The organism is Ferroacidibacillus organovorans (assembly GCF_001642725.1).
Lineage (GTDB): Bacteria > Bacillota > Bacilli > Alicyclobacillales > SLC66 > Ferroacidibacillus > Ferroacidibacillus organovorans.
In genome coordinates this window covers 38,402-53,280 of sequence record NZ_LSUQ01000006.1, presented here as the reverse complement: position 1 = coordinate 53,280, position 14,879 = coordinate 38,402, and the positions used below count along the sequence as shown (strand labels likewise).

At 51.6% G+C, this 14,879-nt stretch carries 19 protein-coding genes; all 19 read right to left on the bottom strand.

Annotated elements, in window-relative coordinates:
- Positions 1 to 5: 5 nt before the first annotated feature.
- Positions 6 to 374, bottom strand: a complete 369-nt coding sequence (gene rplN, locus AYW79_RS03390) for a 50S ribosomal protein L14 (RefSeq protein ID WP_067561585.1) — start codon at positions 372 to 374, stop codon at positions 6 to 8.
- A gap of 46 nt (positions 375 to 420) precedes the next feature.
- Positions 421 to 687, bottom strand: a complete 267-nt coding sequence (gene rpsQ / locus AYW79_RS03385) for a 30S ribosomal protein S17 (RefSeq protein ID WP_067561583.1) — start codon at positions 685 to 687, stop codon at positions 421 to 423.
- A gap of 23 nt (positions 688 to 710) precedes the next feature.
- Positions 711 to 908 (bottom strand): 50S ribosomal protein L29, encoded by a 198-nt coding sequence (gene rpmC / locus AYW79_RS03380; protein WP_067561581.1) that lies wholly within the window; start codon positions 906 to 908, stop codon positions 711 to 713.
- The gene (gene rplP / locus AYW79_RS03375; protein WP_067561577.1) at positions 898 to 1,332 is read right to left on the bottom strand and encodes a 50S ribosomal protein L16; all 435 of its coding nucleotides are present in this window, start codon (positions 1,330 to 1,332) and stop codon (positions 898 to 900) included. Before rplP ends, rpmC begins: the two co-directional genes overlap by 11 nt.
- A 19-nt stretch (positions 1,333 to 1,351) precedes the next feature.
- Positions 1,352 to 2,017 carry a 30S ribosomal protein S3 gene (gene rpsC, locus AYW79_RS03370; protein WP_067561572.1) on the bottom strand — a complete coding sequence of 222 codons (666 nt, stop codon included), beginning with the start codon at positions 2,015 to 2,017 and terminating at the stop codon, positions 1,352 to 1,354.
- Positions 2,018 to 2,033: 16 nt separating this feature from the next.
- A complete protein-coding gene (rplV, locus tag AYW79_RS03365; RefSeq protein WP_067561568.1) occupies positions 2,034 to 2,366 on the bottom strand; it encodes a 50S ribosomal protein L22 in 333 nt (110 codons plus the stop codon).
- A gap of 22 nt (positions 2,367 to 2,388) precedes the next feature.
- Positions 2,389 to 2,670, bottom strand: coding sequence for a 30S ribosomal protein S19 (rpsS, locus tag AYW79_RS03360; protein WP_067561565.1), 282 nt, complete (start codon positions 2,668 to 2,670; stop codon positions 2,389 to 2,391).
- A gap of 20 nt (positions 2,671 to 2,690) precedes the next feature.
- Positions 2,691 to 3,521 carry a 50S ribosomal protein L2 gene (rplB, locus tag AYW79_RS03355; RefSeq protein ID WP_067561562.1) on the bottom strand — a complete coding sequence of 277 codons (831 nt, stop codon included), beginning with the start codon at positions 3,519 to 3,521 and terminating at the stop codon, positions 2,691 to 2,693.
- A 33-nt stretch (positions 3,522 to 3,554) separates the two neighbouring features.
- Positions 3,555 to 3,842 carry a 50S ribosomal protein L23 gene (rplW, locus tag AYW79_RS03350; protein ID WP_067561559.1) on the bottom strand — a complete coding sequence of 96 codons (288 nt, stop codon included), beginning with the start codon at positions 3,840 to 3,842 and terminating at the stop codon, positions 3,555 to 3,557.
- Entirely contained in the window at positions 3,839 to 4,465 is a 627-nt protein-coding gene (gene rplD, locus AYW79_RS03345) for a 50S ribosomal protein L4 (protein ID WP_067561556.1), read from the bottom strand. Before rplD ends, rplW begins: the two co-directional genes overlap by 4 nt.
- Positions 4,466 to 4,485: 20 nt before the next feature.
- Positions 4,486 to 5,106 carry a 50S ribosomal protein L3 gene (gene rplC, locus AYW79_RS03340; RefSeq protein ID WP_067561552.1) on the bottom strand — a complete coding sequence of 207 codons (621 nt, stop codon included), beginning with the start codon at positions 5,104 to 5,106 and terminating at the stop codon, positions 4,486 to 4,488.
- A gap of 23 nt (positions 5,107 to 5,129) precedes the next feature.
- Positions 5,130 to 5,438 carry a 30S ribosomal protein S10 gene (rpsJ, locus tag AYW79_RS03335; protein ID WP_067561550.1) on the bottom strand — a complete coding sequence of 103 codons (309 nt, stop codon included), beginning with the start codon at positions 5,436 to 5,438 and terminating at the stop codon, positions 5,130 to 5,132.
- A 247-nt stretch (positions 5,439 to 5,685) separates the two neighbouring features.
- On the bottom strand, positions 5,686 to 6,282 hold the full coding sequence (gene lepB, locus AYW79_RS03330) for a signal peptidase I (protein ID WP_231877897.1): 597 nt from the start codon (positions 6,280 to 6,282) through the stop codon (positions 5,686 to 5,688).
- Between the two features lie 154 nt (positions 6,283 to 6,436).
- On the bottom strand, positions 6,437 to 7,627 hold the full coding sequence (gene tuf, locus AYW79_RS03325) for an elongation factor Tu (RefSeq protein ID WP_067561548.1): 1,191 nt from the start codon (positions 7,625 to 7,627) through the stop codon (positions 6,437 to 6,439).
- A gap of 26 nt (positions 7,628 to 7,653) precedes the next feature.
- The gene (fusA, locus tag AYW79_RS03320; protein WP_067561546.1) at positions 7,654 to 9,726 is read right to left on the bottom strand and encodes an elongation factor G; all 2,073 of its coding nucleotides are present in this window, start codon (positions 9,724 to 9,726) and stop codon (positions 7,654 to 7,656) included.
- Positions 9,727 to 9,761: 35 nt separating this feature from the next.
- On the bottom strand, positions 9,762 to 10,232 hold the full coding sequence (gene rpsG / locus AYW79_RS03315) for a 30S ribosomal protein S7 (RefSeq protein WP_067561543.1): 471 nt from the start codon (positions 10,230 to 10,232) through the stop codon (positions 9,762 to 9,764).
- A 94-nt stretch (positions 10,233 to 10,326) separates the two neighbouring features.
- Positions 10,327 to 10,746 carry a 30S ribosomal protein S12 gene (rpsL, locus tag AYW79_RS03310; RefSeq protein WP_067561541.1) on the bottom strand — a complete coding sequence of 140 codons (420 nt, stop codon included), beginning with the start codon at positions 10,744 to 10,746 and terminating at the stop codon, positions 10,327 to 10,329.
- 87 nt (positions 10,747 to 10,833) lie between these two features.
- Positions 10,834 to 11,088: a ribosomal L7Ae/L30e/S12e/Gadd45 family protein gene (locus AYW79_RS03305; RefSeq protein WP_067561539.1), complete on the bottom strand. Its 255-nt coding sequence runs from the start codon at positions 11,086 to 11,088 to the stop codon at positions 10,834 to 10,836.
- A 127-nt stretch (positions 11,089 to 11,215) separates the two neighbouring features.
- A complete protein-coding gene (gene rpoC, locus AYW79_RS03300) occupies positions 11,216 to 14,875 on the bottom strand; it encodes a DNA-directed RNA polymerase subunit beta' (RefSeq protein ID WP_082806806.1) in 3,660 nt (1,219 codons plus the stop codon).
- Positions 14,876 to 14,879: the final 4 nt, after the last annotated feature.

Here is a 14,879-nt window from a genome sequence, read left to right as displayed (position 1 = left end):
CTCCTTTACAGTACCTCAGGAGCGAGGGAGATGATCTTCATAAAATCCCGATCGCGAAGTTCGCGAGCGACAGGGCCAAAGATCCGCGTCCCACGTGGTCCCTTGTCCTCTTTAATAATGACTGCGGCATTTTCATCAAATCGGATATACGATCCATCTTCGCGTTGGACACCACGACGGGTACGAACGACGACGGCTTTAACAACATCGCCTTTCTTGACAACGCCCCCTGGTGTTGCGCTTTTGACAGAAGCCACAATGATATCTCCGATGTTCGCAGTCTTACGGTTGGACCCACCCAGTACACGAAAACACATAATCTCTTTCGCACCTGAATTATCGGCGACAACCAGTCTCGTTTGCGGTTGAATCACTGCGAGCGCCTCCCTTCCATTAACTCGATGCTACACACGCATTTGATCACAAAATCTCAGCCTTCTCAACGATCTCCACCAAGCGCCAATTCTTGTCTTTGCTGAGTGGCCGCGTCTCCATGATGCGCACAACATCGCCAATCTTAGCTTCGTTGTATTCATCGTGCGCCTTGAATTTTTTCGTGCGCTTTACTCGCTTACCATAAAGCGGATGGCGCATCGTCGTTTCAACTGCCACAACGATTGTCTTTTGCATTTTATCGCTGACAACCTTGCCACTTCGAACTTTACGCTCACTACGCACTTCGCTCATCAAACAGCCTCCTTTCGTCTTGCTTAACCGATACCCAGTTCACGCTCGCGCAAAATGGTTTTTGCACGCGCGATCGCTTTGCGAACTTCACGGATGCGCATCGGATTCTCACACTGACCTGTGGCAACCTGAAAGCGCAGATTGAACAATTCGCCTTTAAGTGAATCGATATCTTGCAAAATTTCTACGTTAGTCTTTGAACGCATCTCTTTAACCTTCAACCGATTCACCCCCTGCTTCCTGGCGAGTGACAAACTTCGTTTTAATCGGAAGTTTATGAGCAGCCAGACGCAACGCCTCGCGTGCAACCTCTTCAGGAACACCAGCTAATTCGAAAAGAATTCGACCTGGTTTTACTACGGCCACCCATTTTTCCGGTGAACCTTTACCGCTACCCATCCGAGTCTCAGCAGGCTTTGCTGTCACTGGCTTACTCGGGAAAATCTTGATCCACACTTTTCCGCCTCGACGGATATAGCGTGTCATCGCAATTCGAGCAGCCTCAATTTGCCGATTGGTGATCCACGCAGGCTCAAGAGCCTGTAGTCCATACTCACCAAACGTCACTTCGTTGCCGCCCTTGCTCATTCCCGTCATACGCCCGCGATGTTCTTTACGGTGTAAGACGCGCTTTGGCATCAACATGCTTGGTTGCCTCCCTAACTTAGAGTTCGGGCTGTTCCGCCTCTTTTTTTACTTTAGTCGGGAGAATTTCTCCGCGATAAATCCATACCTTTACACCGATGCGACCAAATGTCGTATGCGCCTCAGAGAGTGCATAGTCGATATCTGCGCGAAGGGTGTGCAATGGAACAGTACCTTCTGAATAGCCTTCTGTCCGCGCAATGTCCGCACCGCCCAGTCGACCAGAAACCTGCACCTTGATCCCTTTAGCTCCCGCGCGAAGCGTCCGCTGCATCGCCTGCTTCATCGCGCGACGAAACGCTACCCGCCGCTGCAGCTGCAATGCAATATTGTCCGCAACCAGTTTCGCGTCGAGATCCGCCGATTTGATTTCCGTGATATTGATGTGTACACGTTTGCCCGTCATGTCGCTAAGCGTATTTCGGAGTGTGTCCACTTCCGTTCCGCCCTTGCCGATCACCATGCCAGGTTTCGCGGTTTGCACCGTCACATTGATGCGATTCGGCGAACGCTCGATCTGCACATGGGAAACCGCTGCATCTTTCAAACGACGAAACACGAATTCACGAATGCGAAGGTCTTCATGCAAGAGACCGCGATAGTCCTTCTTGGACGCAAACCATTTTGACTCCCAGTCGCGAATGATACCAATACGCAAGCCTGTAGGGTTTACCTTTTGACCCATGCAGTCGATCCCTCCTTTACTTTTCCGTCACAACGACCGTCACATGGCTCGTATGCTTAAGAATACTAAACGCACGTCCTTGGGACCGGGGATGAAACCGTTTCAGTGTAGACCCTTGATCGACAAACACCTTGCTGATAACAAGACGTTCTGTATCCAGGTTGTAATTGTGTTCTGCGTTGGCAATCGCCGATTTCAACACCTTTTCTATGACAGGCGAACCTGCTTTTGGGGTGTGTTTCAAAATCGCAATTGCTTCGCCCACACTTTTACCGCGAATCAGGTCGACAACCAGACGCATCTTACGCGGCGCAATGCGGATGTGTTTTGCCACAGCGCGTGCTTCCATGACTTGCCTCCTCCTTTCGCGATCAGCGTGACCGCGACGACTTCTCGTCACCAGCATGGCCCTTAAACGTGCGGGTCGGGGCAAACTCTCCGAGTTTGTGACCAACCATGTCTTCTGTAATATACACCGGCACATGTTTACGACCATCATGCACTGCAATGGTGTGACCTACAAACTGCGGAAAAATGGTTGAGCGACGTGACCACGTCTTAAACACGCGTTTTTCATTCGCAGCGTTTAGTACTTCAACCTTCTTTAGCAGATGCTCATCCGCAAACGGGCCTTTCTTCAAAGAACGTCCCATGCCTAAAGCCTCCTCTCACACTACTTCTTCCTGCGACGCACAATGTACTTATCCGTATTGTGATTCTTTTTCCGCGTCTTTTTACCAAGGGTCGGCTTACCCCAAGGCGACATCGGAGACTTGCGACCAATCGGAGCGCGACCTTCACCGCCACCGTGCGGGTGATCGTTCGGGTTCATAACGACACCACGAACTGTTGGACGAATGCCCTTCCAGCGCGTGCGACCCGCTTTTCCGATCGATATATTCTCGTGATCAAGATTCCCAACTTGCCCAACCGTCGCGCGACATTCTTTGCGAACCATTCGAACTTCCCCCGACGAAAGGCGAAGCGTGACATAATCCCCATCTTTACCAAGCAGTTGCGCTTCCGCACCCGCCGCACGCGCCAATTGGCCACCTTTGCCAGGCTTCAATTCCACGTTGTGAAGAACCGTACCGACAGGAATGTTGATAAGCGGCAACGTATTTCCCACTTTAATGTCAACATCCGGACCGGAGTAGATCATGTCTCCAACTTTCAATCCAACCGGAGCCAAGATGTACCGCTTCTCGCCATCCACATAGTTAATCAGTGCAATACGCGAAGAGCGATTCGGATCGTACTCGATCGTGGCAACGCGGCCTGGTATGCCATCTTTGTCACGTTTAAAATCGATAATCCGGTACTGACGCTTGTGTCCGCCACCGCGATGGCGCACAGTAATTTTACCCTGATGGTTGCGACCCGCACGCTTTGCAAGCGGTCTTAGCAGCGACTTTTCCGGTTTATCTGTCGTAATCTCTTCAAACGTCGAGACAGACATAAATCTGCGCCCTGGAGAAGTCGGTTTATACTTCTTAATCGCCATCTTGTTTCCCTCCTCTTTTCACGCCGTTGTCAATCAACCTAAGAAATCAGGCAATTCGGATTCAGCCGTGAATTTTACATAGGCTTTTTTCCATTTCGATGTGAAACCATAATGTTTCCCGTAGCGTTTGCGTTTTGCCGGAACCCACATCGTATTGACGGCAGCCACTTTCGATCCACCAAAAAGGGTTTCGACAGCCTGTGCAATCTCGATTTTGTTCGCGTGTCCGTCCACTTCAAACGTATAAACATTCGATTCCATAAGCTCTGTGGTGTTTTCCGTTACGATCGGGCGTTTAATGATATCGCGCGCATCTTTCACTTTGAAAACACCTCCTCCACACGAGCCACGCCAGCCGTCGTGATGACGAGACGCTGATGCGCCAAGACATCGTATACGTTGACAGTGTCTGCGCCTGAATAAGAAACACCCGGTAGATTGCGTATCGATAGGTACACATTTTGCTGCTTAACAGCATCCACCAGCAACGCTTTTTTAGTCACGCCGAGTTTCTGTAACGCTTGTGCCATCACTTTGGTTTTGATACCTTCAAGCGACAGTTGATCCAACACAAGAATGGTGCCCGCTTGAACCTTTGACGTGAGTGCCGAGCGAATCGCTGCGCGACGCACCTTTTTCGGAAGCGAGATCGCGTAACTGCGTGGAACTGGACCGTGAACCGTACCGCCGCCTACCCATTGCGGACTGCGAATGCTTCCTTGACGCGCCCGACCCGTTCCTTTTTGACGCCAAGGTTTGCGTCCGCCACCGCGCACTTCTGAGCGGCCCTTCACTTTATGCGTGCCCGCTCTGCGACTCGCCAATTGCGCGACGACAGCCGGATGCAACAAGTGTTCTTTTCCTTCTGTATTCCACACGTCAGCCGAGAGCTCAATTTCCCCGACGACCGCACCTTCCAGGTTGTAAACCGGAACTTTTGCCATGGATTGTACCTCCTTTCATCCTAGCGCTTTTTAACCGCAGAACGCACGGTTACAAATGAGTTCTTCGGACCAGGCAACGCACCTTTAATCAGAAGAACATTGCGAGCAACATCAACGCGAACCACTTCAAGGTTTTGCACCGTCACGCGCTCGTGACCCATGCGTCCCGCCATGGTTTGACCCTTAAAAACGCGGTTTGCATTGATCGAACCAAGCGAACCGACACCACGGTGATATTTGGAACCGTGCGCCATTGGACCGCGCGATTGATTGTGACGCTTGATCGGTCCCGCCGTCCCCTTACCTTTTGAGACGCCGATCACATCGACGATATCCCCGCTTGCAAAGACATCCGCTTTGACTTCCTGACCCACTTCATAAGTCTCGCTGAGTGGCCCACGAAGCTCTCGAACGTAGCGCTTGGCAACCGTGTTCGCTTTTGCAGCGTGGCCTGCCTCCGGTTTGGTTGGGCGCTTTTTGTCAGCGAACCCCAACTGTACACTTTCGTAGCCATCCGTATTAGGCGTTTTCACTTGCAACACAACACACGGACCCGCTTCAACAACGGTCACAGGCACAACGTTTCCATCTTCGAGAAACACTTGTGTCATTCCAAGTTTGCGTCCAAGAATCCCTTTCATAACTTACACCCCCGCTTCTTACATCAAAGTTTAATCTCAATGTCCACGCCAGAAGGCAGATCAAGACGCATCAGCGCATCAACCGTCTGCGGCGTCGGACTCAATATATCAATGAGTCGTTTATGGGTGCGCATCTCAAACTGCTCCCGAGAGTCTTTGTATTTGTGCGGTGAACGCAAAATCGTGATAATTGACTTATCGGTCGGAAGCGGTATGGGCCCCGCCACACCAGCGCCAGAACGTTTGGCGGTCTCGACAATCTTTTCAGCGGACTGATCCAACAACTTGTGGTCATACGCTTTGAGTCGAATGCGAATCTTTTGCTTTGCCATATGGTTTCCCTCCTTCGTCGCCCAATCGATTGGACATACTCAGCAAAAATTTCCTCAGTGGTCCCGCACATGGCGAACGGTACGTGAGCAACCTTTTGCATCAACGCAGTCTTAAACCAACAATATAAAATTATACTAAACACCTCGACGAAACACAATACAATATATAAAAAAAGATGCGGAGTCTCTCCGCATCCGAAAAGCTGCACTTCAGCGTTATCGATCTTTCAAGCGCTCACTCAGATGATCACGGTGTTTGCGGTAAAAAATGTTCCTGCGTCGATCCGATCACTTCGAATTTATTGAACGGCCAAATCACCAGATCGACACGCCCCACGACGCTTGAAATCTTAATCGGTCCAATGACGCGACTATCTTCACTGATGTTTCGATTGTCCCCCATAACGAACAGTCGTCCTGGTGGTACTTTTACCGGACCAAACGGCATACTCGGGTCCATCGGTTGCGCGATAAACGGTTCCTTGATCACTTTGCCATTCAAGATCAATTGACCATTCTTGATTTGAATCGTATCACCCGGTAAGCCGATGACACGCTTCACCCAATATTGACCATCCGGCGCCAAAAATACAATGATGTCGCCTCGTTTTGGCATGCCAAAATAATACGGGATCTTATCGACGATCAAGCGTTCGCCATTTGCCAGAGTATAATCCATCGATTGACCGTCGACGCGAAACTGCGTAAAAAGAAACTGGTGAATGCCAAACGCGATGATCAACGCAACAATTCCCGCTTTGACCCAATCCCAAACGGAATCTTTCCTTTGGTTGCCCTTTTTATGCGCAGGCGCTTGTATCTCGTCCGTCACCTGGTCATCCAACGTCAAAGCACTCCTTTATGTACAAGCATTACCTGCCTACAATGTCCATGGTTATACCTTCATCATTATACATACATCCATCGCCCAATGCGACGAGCCTGATCACAAAAAAAGGGAGCCTTCAAAGAAGGCCCCTTCCTTACATCAATTTTCCTTATTTCGAGATGCCAACAACGACACCCGCACCAACTGTGCGGCCGCCTTCGCGAATCGCGAAGCGCGTGCCATCTTCGATTGCAATTTGCGAAATAAGCTCAACCGTAACCGTGATGTTATCACCAGGCATCACCATTTCCGTACCTTCTGGGAGCGTGATGATTCCCGTAACGTCCGTCGTACGGAAATAAAACTGCGGGCGATAGTTGTTGAAAAACGGCGTGTGACGACCGCCTTCTTCCTTTTTCAAAACGTACACCTGCGCTTGAAAGTTGGTGTGCGGTTTAATCGAGCCCGGTTTGCAAATGACTTGGCCGCGCTCGATGTCTTTGCGATCAACGCCGCGAAGCAAAGCGCCGATATTGTCGCCGGCTTGCGCAAAGTCGAGGAGCTTGCGAAACATTTCAATCCCCGTGGCAACCGTTTTGCGTGGGTCTTCCGTAAAGCCAACCACTTCAACTTCGTCGCCGACTTTCAGTTGTCCACGCTCAACACGACCTGTTGCAACCGTACCGCGACCCGTGATCGTAAACACGTCTTCAACAGGCATCAAGAAAGGCTTGTCGGTATCGCGCTCAGGCGTTGGGATAAAGCTGTCAACCGCCGCCATCAACTCGTCGATCTTCTTCGCCCACTCACCACTCGGATCTTCGAGCGCCTTGAGCGCCGAACCACGAATCACTGGGGTGTCATCGCCAGGGAATTCATACTCACTGAGAAGATCACGAATTTCCATCTCGACCAACTCAAGAAGTTCTTCGTCTTCCACCATGTCGCACTTGTTCATGAAGACGACAAGGTGCGGAACGCCAACTTGGCGGGAGAGCAGGATGTGCTCGCGCGTTTGTGGCATAGGGCCATCCGTCGCGGACACGACGAGAATACCGCCGTCCATTTGCGCGGCACCCGTGATCATGTTCTTTACATAGTCGGCGTGTCCCGGGCAGTCAACGTGTGCATAGTGACGGTTTGCCGTCTCGTATTCCACGTGCGCAGTGTTGATCGTGATACCGCGCTCGCGCTCTTCCGGCGCCTTGTCAATCGCGTCATACGCCATCGCTTGCGCTTGACCAGATTTAGAAAGAACGGTCGTGATCGCCGCTGTGAGTGTGGTTTTACCGTGGTCAACGTGACCGATTGTACCGATGTTTACGTGCGGTTTATTCCGTTCGAATTTTGACTTTGCCAATGAAATCAGCTCCTTATCGTATCGTTTTAACCTTTTTGTTTCGCAATGATCTCTGCCGCGATGTTTTTCGGAACTTCTTCATACGTGGCAGGTTCCATCGTATACGTTCCGCGTCCTTGCGTGCGCGAGCGAAGGATTGTCGCGTATCCGAACATTTCAGAGAGAGGGACAAACCCGCGGATGACTTGCGCGCCAGAGCGCGCCTCCATACCCTCGATGCGACCACGGCGGGAGTTGATATCCCCCATGATATCGCCCATGTACTCTTCCGGAACGGTTACTTCAACCTTCATGATCGGTTCAAGCAAGTGCGCGTCAGCGCGGCTTACCGCGTTTTTCAGCGCCATCGAACCGGCAATGTGAAACGCCATTTCAGACGAGTCAACATCATGGTACGAACCGTCAACGATTGTCGCCTTGACGTCAAGCATCGGATAGCCTGCAAGCACGCCATTGCGCATGGCTTCCTGGATACCGTTGTCAACCGCCGGGATGTATTCGCGAGGAACAACACCACCGACAACTTTGTTTTCAAACAGATACCCTTGACCGCGCTCGAGTGGTTCGAATTCGACCCAGACGTGACCATACTGTCCACGACCGCCGGACTGCCGCACAAATTTCCCTTCCGCCTTTACCTTGTTGCGAATGGTTTCCTTGTAAGCAACCTGCGGCTTGCCGACGTTTGCCTCGACTTTAAACTCACGCATCATGCGATCAACGATAATTTCCAGGTGCAACTCGCCCATGCCCGAGATGATCGTTTGCCCAGTCTCGTGGTTGGTGTGCGTCCGAAACGTCGGATCCTCTTCAGACAGTTTGGAGAGCGCAATTCCCATCTTATCCTGGTCCGCTTTTGTTTTAGGCTCAATCGCAACCGAGATAACCGGTTCCGGAAAGTCCATCGACTCAAGAATAACCACATTCTTCTCTTCGCACAGTGTATCGCCAGTCGTCGTATCTTTTAATCCGACGGCAGCCGCAATATCTCCGGAGTACACAACCGGAATCTCTTCGCGGTGGTTCGCGTGCATCTGCAGAATGCGCCCAATGCGCTCACGCTTGTTTTTCGTCGAATTCAAGACATACGAACCAGAAGAGAGCGTTCCGGAATAGACGCGAAAGAACGCAAGCTTTCCGACAAACGGGTCGGTCATGATTTTGAACGCAAGCGCCGAGAACGGTTCTTCGTCACTCGCGTGCCGCTCCATATCCTCACCGTCAGGCGATGTCCCTTTGATCGCCGGCACATCGAGCGGCGATGGAAGGTAGTCGACAACCGCATCAAGCATTGGTTGAACACCCTTGTTGCGGTACGATGAGCCACAGAGTACAGGCACGAGCGTTGAAGCGATCGTGCCTTTGCGAAGCGCGCGTTTGATCTCCTCAACCGTGAGCTCTTCGCCTTCGAGATACTTCTCCATCAACTCGTTCTCAACCTCGGCGCAAGCTTCAAGTAACAACGTGCGGTACTCTTCCACTTGGGCTTGATACTCTTCCGGGATATCGCGAGATTCTGAAGTTGTACCGAGATCATCCGTATAGACGATCGCGCGATTCTCGACCAGATCAATGACGCCATGAAAGTGATCTTCAGCTCCAATTGGGACTTGAATCGCAACCGGGTTTGACTTAAGGCGATCGCGGATTTGGCGAATGCACTCAAAATAGTCAGCACCGATAATATCCATTTTGTTGACATAAGCCAAACGAGGCACATCATACTTGTCTGCTTGACGCCACACCGTTTCTGACTGTGGTTCAACGCCACCCTTGGCGTCAAAAACAGCCACCGCACCGTCGAGTACACGCAAAGAGCGTTCGACTTCAACTGTGAAATCAACGTGCCCTGGCGTATCAATGATGTTGATGCGATGCGCTTTCCACTGCGCAGTCGTAGCAGCCGACGTAATCGTGATTCCACGCTCTTGCTCTTGAACCATCCAGTCCATGGTCGCCGCACCCTCGTGAACTTCACCGATTTTGTGCACGCGGCCTGTGTAAAACAGGATACGCTCCGTGGTCGTTGTCTTACCCGCGTCGATATGCGCCATGATACCAATGTTGCGCGTCTTATCGAGCGGAAACTGCCTTGCCATGAGCTGTGTCCTCCTTTCTTCGCAATCTCATGATCCTACCAGCGATAGTGGGCAAACGCCTTATTCGCTTCCGCCATGCGATGCGTATCTTCGCGTTTCTTTACAGCGCCGCCCGCATTGTTGGCAGCATCAAGAATTTCATTGGCGAGACGATCATCCATGCTCTTTTCATGACGCTGTCTCGAATACTGAACAAGCCAGCGCAAGCCAAGCGTCGTGCGACGATCCGGGCGAACTTCAACAGGCACCTGATAATTCGATCCACCAACCCGACGTGCTTTGACTTCCAAGACGGGCATAATATTTTTCATTGCCGCGTCAAACACTTCCATCGGGTCTTTTCCCGAACGTTCACGCACTTTTTCAAACGCACCGTAAACGAGATTCTGTGCCACACCACGCTTGCCATCAAGCATCACTTTATTAATCAAACGCGTGACCAACTTGTTGGTGAAAAGCGGGTCCGGCATAACATCTCTACGCGGTACAGGTCCTTTTCTCGGCATGAGTACATCCTCCTTTCTCGCACGATCCGTGACATCGCGCAATACCTCCATCACACTGTACAATACGTTGCATCAGGCGACAGATCGATGAGTCTTACTTTTTCTTTTTCGGGCGTTTTGCGCCGTATTTTGAGCGCGCTTGTTGACGATCTTTCACGCCAGCAGTATCGAGCGCGCCACGCACGATGTGATAGCGAACACCTGGCAGGTCTTTTACGCGCCCTCCGCGAACGAGAACGACGGAGTGCTCCTGCAAGTTGTGGCCAATCCCAGGGATATAGGCTGTAACCTCAATCCCGTTCGTCAAACGGACACGCGCGTATTTGCGAAGCGCCGAGTTTGGTTTCTTCGGCGTCATCGTTCCTACACGAGTACAGACGCCACGCTTTTGCGGCGAAGGCAAATCAGTCTGCTCTTTTTGAAAGCTGTTATAGCCTTTTTGCAGGGCAGGAGCGCCTGACTTGTCTTCGAGTGCCAAACGTCCTTTGCGGACGAGTTGGTTGATTGTCGGCATCGTGTGCACCTCCTTCCAAGAGTGGGTTCTGCAGTGTTTTTTTAGACCACAGACCCTGGTGGTTCATTTTGTGAGCCAAAAAAAGAATCACACATCGTCACGAAGAAATCCTACGGTCGACGTAGCTAATTTCATTCCGCAGGCTGCGCCTAGCGCACCTTGGCAATCAACCCAATTAATTTTGACGCCCTTTTCTTTGCAGATGGCGATTACCGGGTTGAGGACATGGCGGTCAACATCTCGCGCGATATAAACCTCCGAGATTCGGTCGCGTTCAATCGCACGCAGAGTCGACGAAGTTCCGACTGTACGACGCTGCTGTTTTTTGACTCGTTGGTACATAGGTGACACCTCAACGCTCACATGTAGGCACACTTGATGATATTATCACGTCTTTGACATTCAAGTCAAGAAAGCCGGGGAGCATTTTTCGCTCTCCCGGCTTTCACCGTCTCTCATCACGCAAGGGCTAGTGCAGATCGCCCGATTCTGTCGCGAGAACTTCAACCAGTTCTTTAGGTTTCACTGCTGTAGCCGTTCCCGTCACATCATCGGTATACGCAGATGCATCAACCAGCGCAATGTTGCGGTAGCGCGACATACCCGTTCCCGCAGGGATTAATTTGCCGATGATGACATTTTCTTTCAGCCCGAGCAGATGATCAACCTTTCCTTTGATGGCGGCTTCCGTAAGGACGCGCGTCGTCTCCTGGAAGGATGCAGCGGACAAGAAGGAATCTGTCTCAAGCGATGCTTTCGTGATGCCAAGAAGCGCTGGACGAGCAACGGCCGGTTCTCCACCCGACAGAAGCACCTTGCGATTCGACTCTTCATACGCAAGTAAATCGACATACGTGCCTGGTAACAGATCCGTAGTGCCACTATCCACGATACGCACTTTGCGCATCATTTGGCGAATCATCACCTCGACGTGCTTGTCATTGATGTCGACGCCCTGAATGCGGTAAACCCGTTGGACTTCGCGTAAAAGGTAGTTTTGCACCCCACGCAACCCTTTAACGCGCAACATTTCCTTCGGATCAACCGAACCCTCCGTCAACTCGTCGCCCGCTTCAACAATCTGCCCGACACTCGCCCGAATGCGCGATCCAAACGGAATCGCGTAGACTTTTGTCTCAGACTCACCGACGACTTCAACCTCGCGCTTGTCTTTGATCTCGCGAATATCTGAGATCGTGCCAGAAATCTCCGTGATCGTCGCTTGCCCTTTGGGGTGGCGCGCTTCAAAAAGTTCCTGAATCCGCGGCAAACCTTGCGTGATGTCATCTCCCGCGACGCCCCCTGTGTGGAACGTCCTCATGGTCAACTGTGTTCCTGGCTCACCGATGGATTGCGCCGCAATAATTCCAACAGCTTCACCAATCTCGACCATTTTTCCTGTCGCGAGGTTTCTTCCATAGCACTGTATGCAGACACCGTGGCGCGCCCGGCAGGTCAGCACGGAGCGAATCACGACAGACTGAATGTTCGCGTCGATGATCGAACGCGCGATCGCTTCATCGATCAGACCGTCTTTTTCAACGAGAACCTCACTCGTCTCTGGATGGCGCAGCGTTTTGAACGCGATGCGCCCGACAATCCGGTCATAAAGATCCTCAATAATCTCTTTTCCATCGCGAATCTCTTCCACCATGATTCCGCGATCCGTCCCACAGTCTTCCTGGCGGACAATCGTATCTTGCGCCACGTCAACCAAGCGCCGCGTCAAGTACCCTGAGTCTGCCGTCCGCAGTGCCGTATCTGCGAGTCCTTTTCGAGCGCCGTGCGTCGATATGAAATACTCGAGAACCGTGAGACCCTCGCGGAAATTCGACTTAATCGGCAACTCGATAATGCGACCAGATGGATTCGCCATCAATCCGCGCATTCCCGCGAGCTGCGTGATTTGCGAAACCGATCCGCGCGCTCCAGAATTGGCCATCATGTAAATCGGATTAAACCGATCGAGCGAATCCATAAGCGTATTGGTAAGTTCATCTTTCGCCGAACTCCAAATGCTAATAAATCGATTGTAGCGCTCTTCTTCCGTGATCAATCCGCGGCGAAACTGAACCAAGACGCGATCTTCCTTTTGTTCCGCGTCAGCCAGAATCCGCTCTTTTTGCTCAGGAACATAGATGTCTGCGACAGAGATGGTGATGCCTGCTTTCGTCGAGTACGTAAAGCTAAGCTTTTTCACTCTGTCGAGAATTTCTGCCGTTCTCGTCGTTCCATAGCGCGCAAAGCACTCACCAATAATCGCACCGAGGAAAGACTTGACGATCGCTCCCTTAAACGGAATACTCATCGCGTGTTCGCGCAGATTGACGCCCCGTTCAAAGACAAAGTAGTCATCCGGCGTTCCATGCAGCAAGTTCTTGCGATCCGCCACGTTGATGTAAGGAAACTCGCTCGGGAAGATCTCATTAAATAGGATTTTTCCCGGCGTCGTCACCAAAATAGCCTCACGTTGACGAGCTGTAAAGGACACCTTGTTTAACACTTTTGCCGGAATCATGATTCGCGTGTGGAGCGTTACTTGATGGTCCTGATAGGCAAGAAGGACTTCTTCCGGACTCGAAAAAATCCGTCCCTCACCAACTTCGCCTTCTCGCTCAATCGTAAGGTAATACGATCCTAACACCATGTCCTGCGTCGGCGTAACAACCGGTTTTCCATCTTTTGGATTCAAGATGTTATGCGCTGCAAGCATGAGCAGACGCGCTTCCGCCTGAGCTTCTGCCGAGAGCGGAACGTGAACCGCCATCTGGTCGCCGTCAAAGTCAGCATTATACGCCGTGCAGACGAGCGGGTGCAGTTTAATGGCGCGCCCCGCCACGAGAATCGGTTCGAATGCCTGAATCCCCAGTCGGTGGAGCGTCGGTGCACGATTGAGCAACACAGGGTGTTCGGTGATGACCTGTTCGAGAACATCCCAAACCTCATCCGACACGCGCTCAACTTTGCGTTTTGCGCTCTTGATGTTGTGCGCGAGCCCTTGTGCAACAAGCTCCTTCATAACAAACGGTTTGAACAGTTCGAGCGCCATCTCTTTTGGCAGGCCGCACTGATACATCTTCAACTCCGGACCAACAACGATTACTGAGCGACCGGAATAGTCAACGCGTTTACCCAAGAGATTCTGACGAAACCGCCCCTGTTTCCCTTTTAGCATGTGCGACAGAGATTTGAGCGGTCGATTTCCAGGCCCGGTAACAGGGCGACCACGGCGGCCGTTGTCAATCAACGCGTCGACCGCTTCTTGAAGCATCCGCTTCTCATTTTGCACGATGATGTCAGGCGCGCCCAGTTCAAGCAACCGCTTTAGACGATTGTTTCTGTTGATGACGCGGCGATACAGGTCATTTAGATCGGAAGTCGCAAAACGTCCTCCGTCGAGCTGAACCATCGGGCGAAGATCCGGCGGAATGACGGGTAGTGCGTCAAGAATCATCCACGACGGGTCGTTTGCTGATTGCTTGAAAGCGTCAAGAACTTCGAGGCGCTTGATCGCACGATTTCTACGCTGACCTTGAACGGTGCGCAGTTCTTCGCGGAGTGTTTCAATTTGTTGATCGACATCAATGCCGAGCAGAAGCTTTTTCACTGCCTCTGCGCCCATCCCCGCCTCGAAGCCATAGCCATACTTTTCGCGATAGCTGCGATACTCTTTCTCCGAGAGCAACTGCTTTAACTCAAGCGGGGTATCGCCTGGATCTGTCACGACATAGGAGGCAAAATAGATGACTTCTTCAAGATTGCGCGGAGACATGTCAAGGACAAGCCCCATGCGACTTGGAATTCCTTTGAAATACCAGATGTGCGATACCGGCGCCGCCAATTCAATGTGCCCCATGCGCTCGCGTCGAACTTTTGCGCGTGTAACCTCCACGCCGCAGCGATCACACACCACGCCTTTATAGCGGACACGCTTATACTTTCCGCAGTGACACTCCCAGTCGCGCTGCGGGCCAAAAATCTTCTCGCAAAAGAGCCCCTCTTTTTCGGGTTTCAGTGTGCGATAGTTAATCGTTTCCGGTTTTTTTACTTCACCGTGTGACCACGAGCGAATTTTATCCGGCGATGCAAGACCGATTTTCATATACTCAAAGTTGTTGACATCCAGCAAAGGG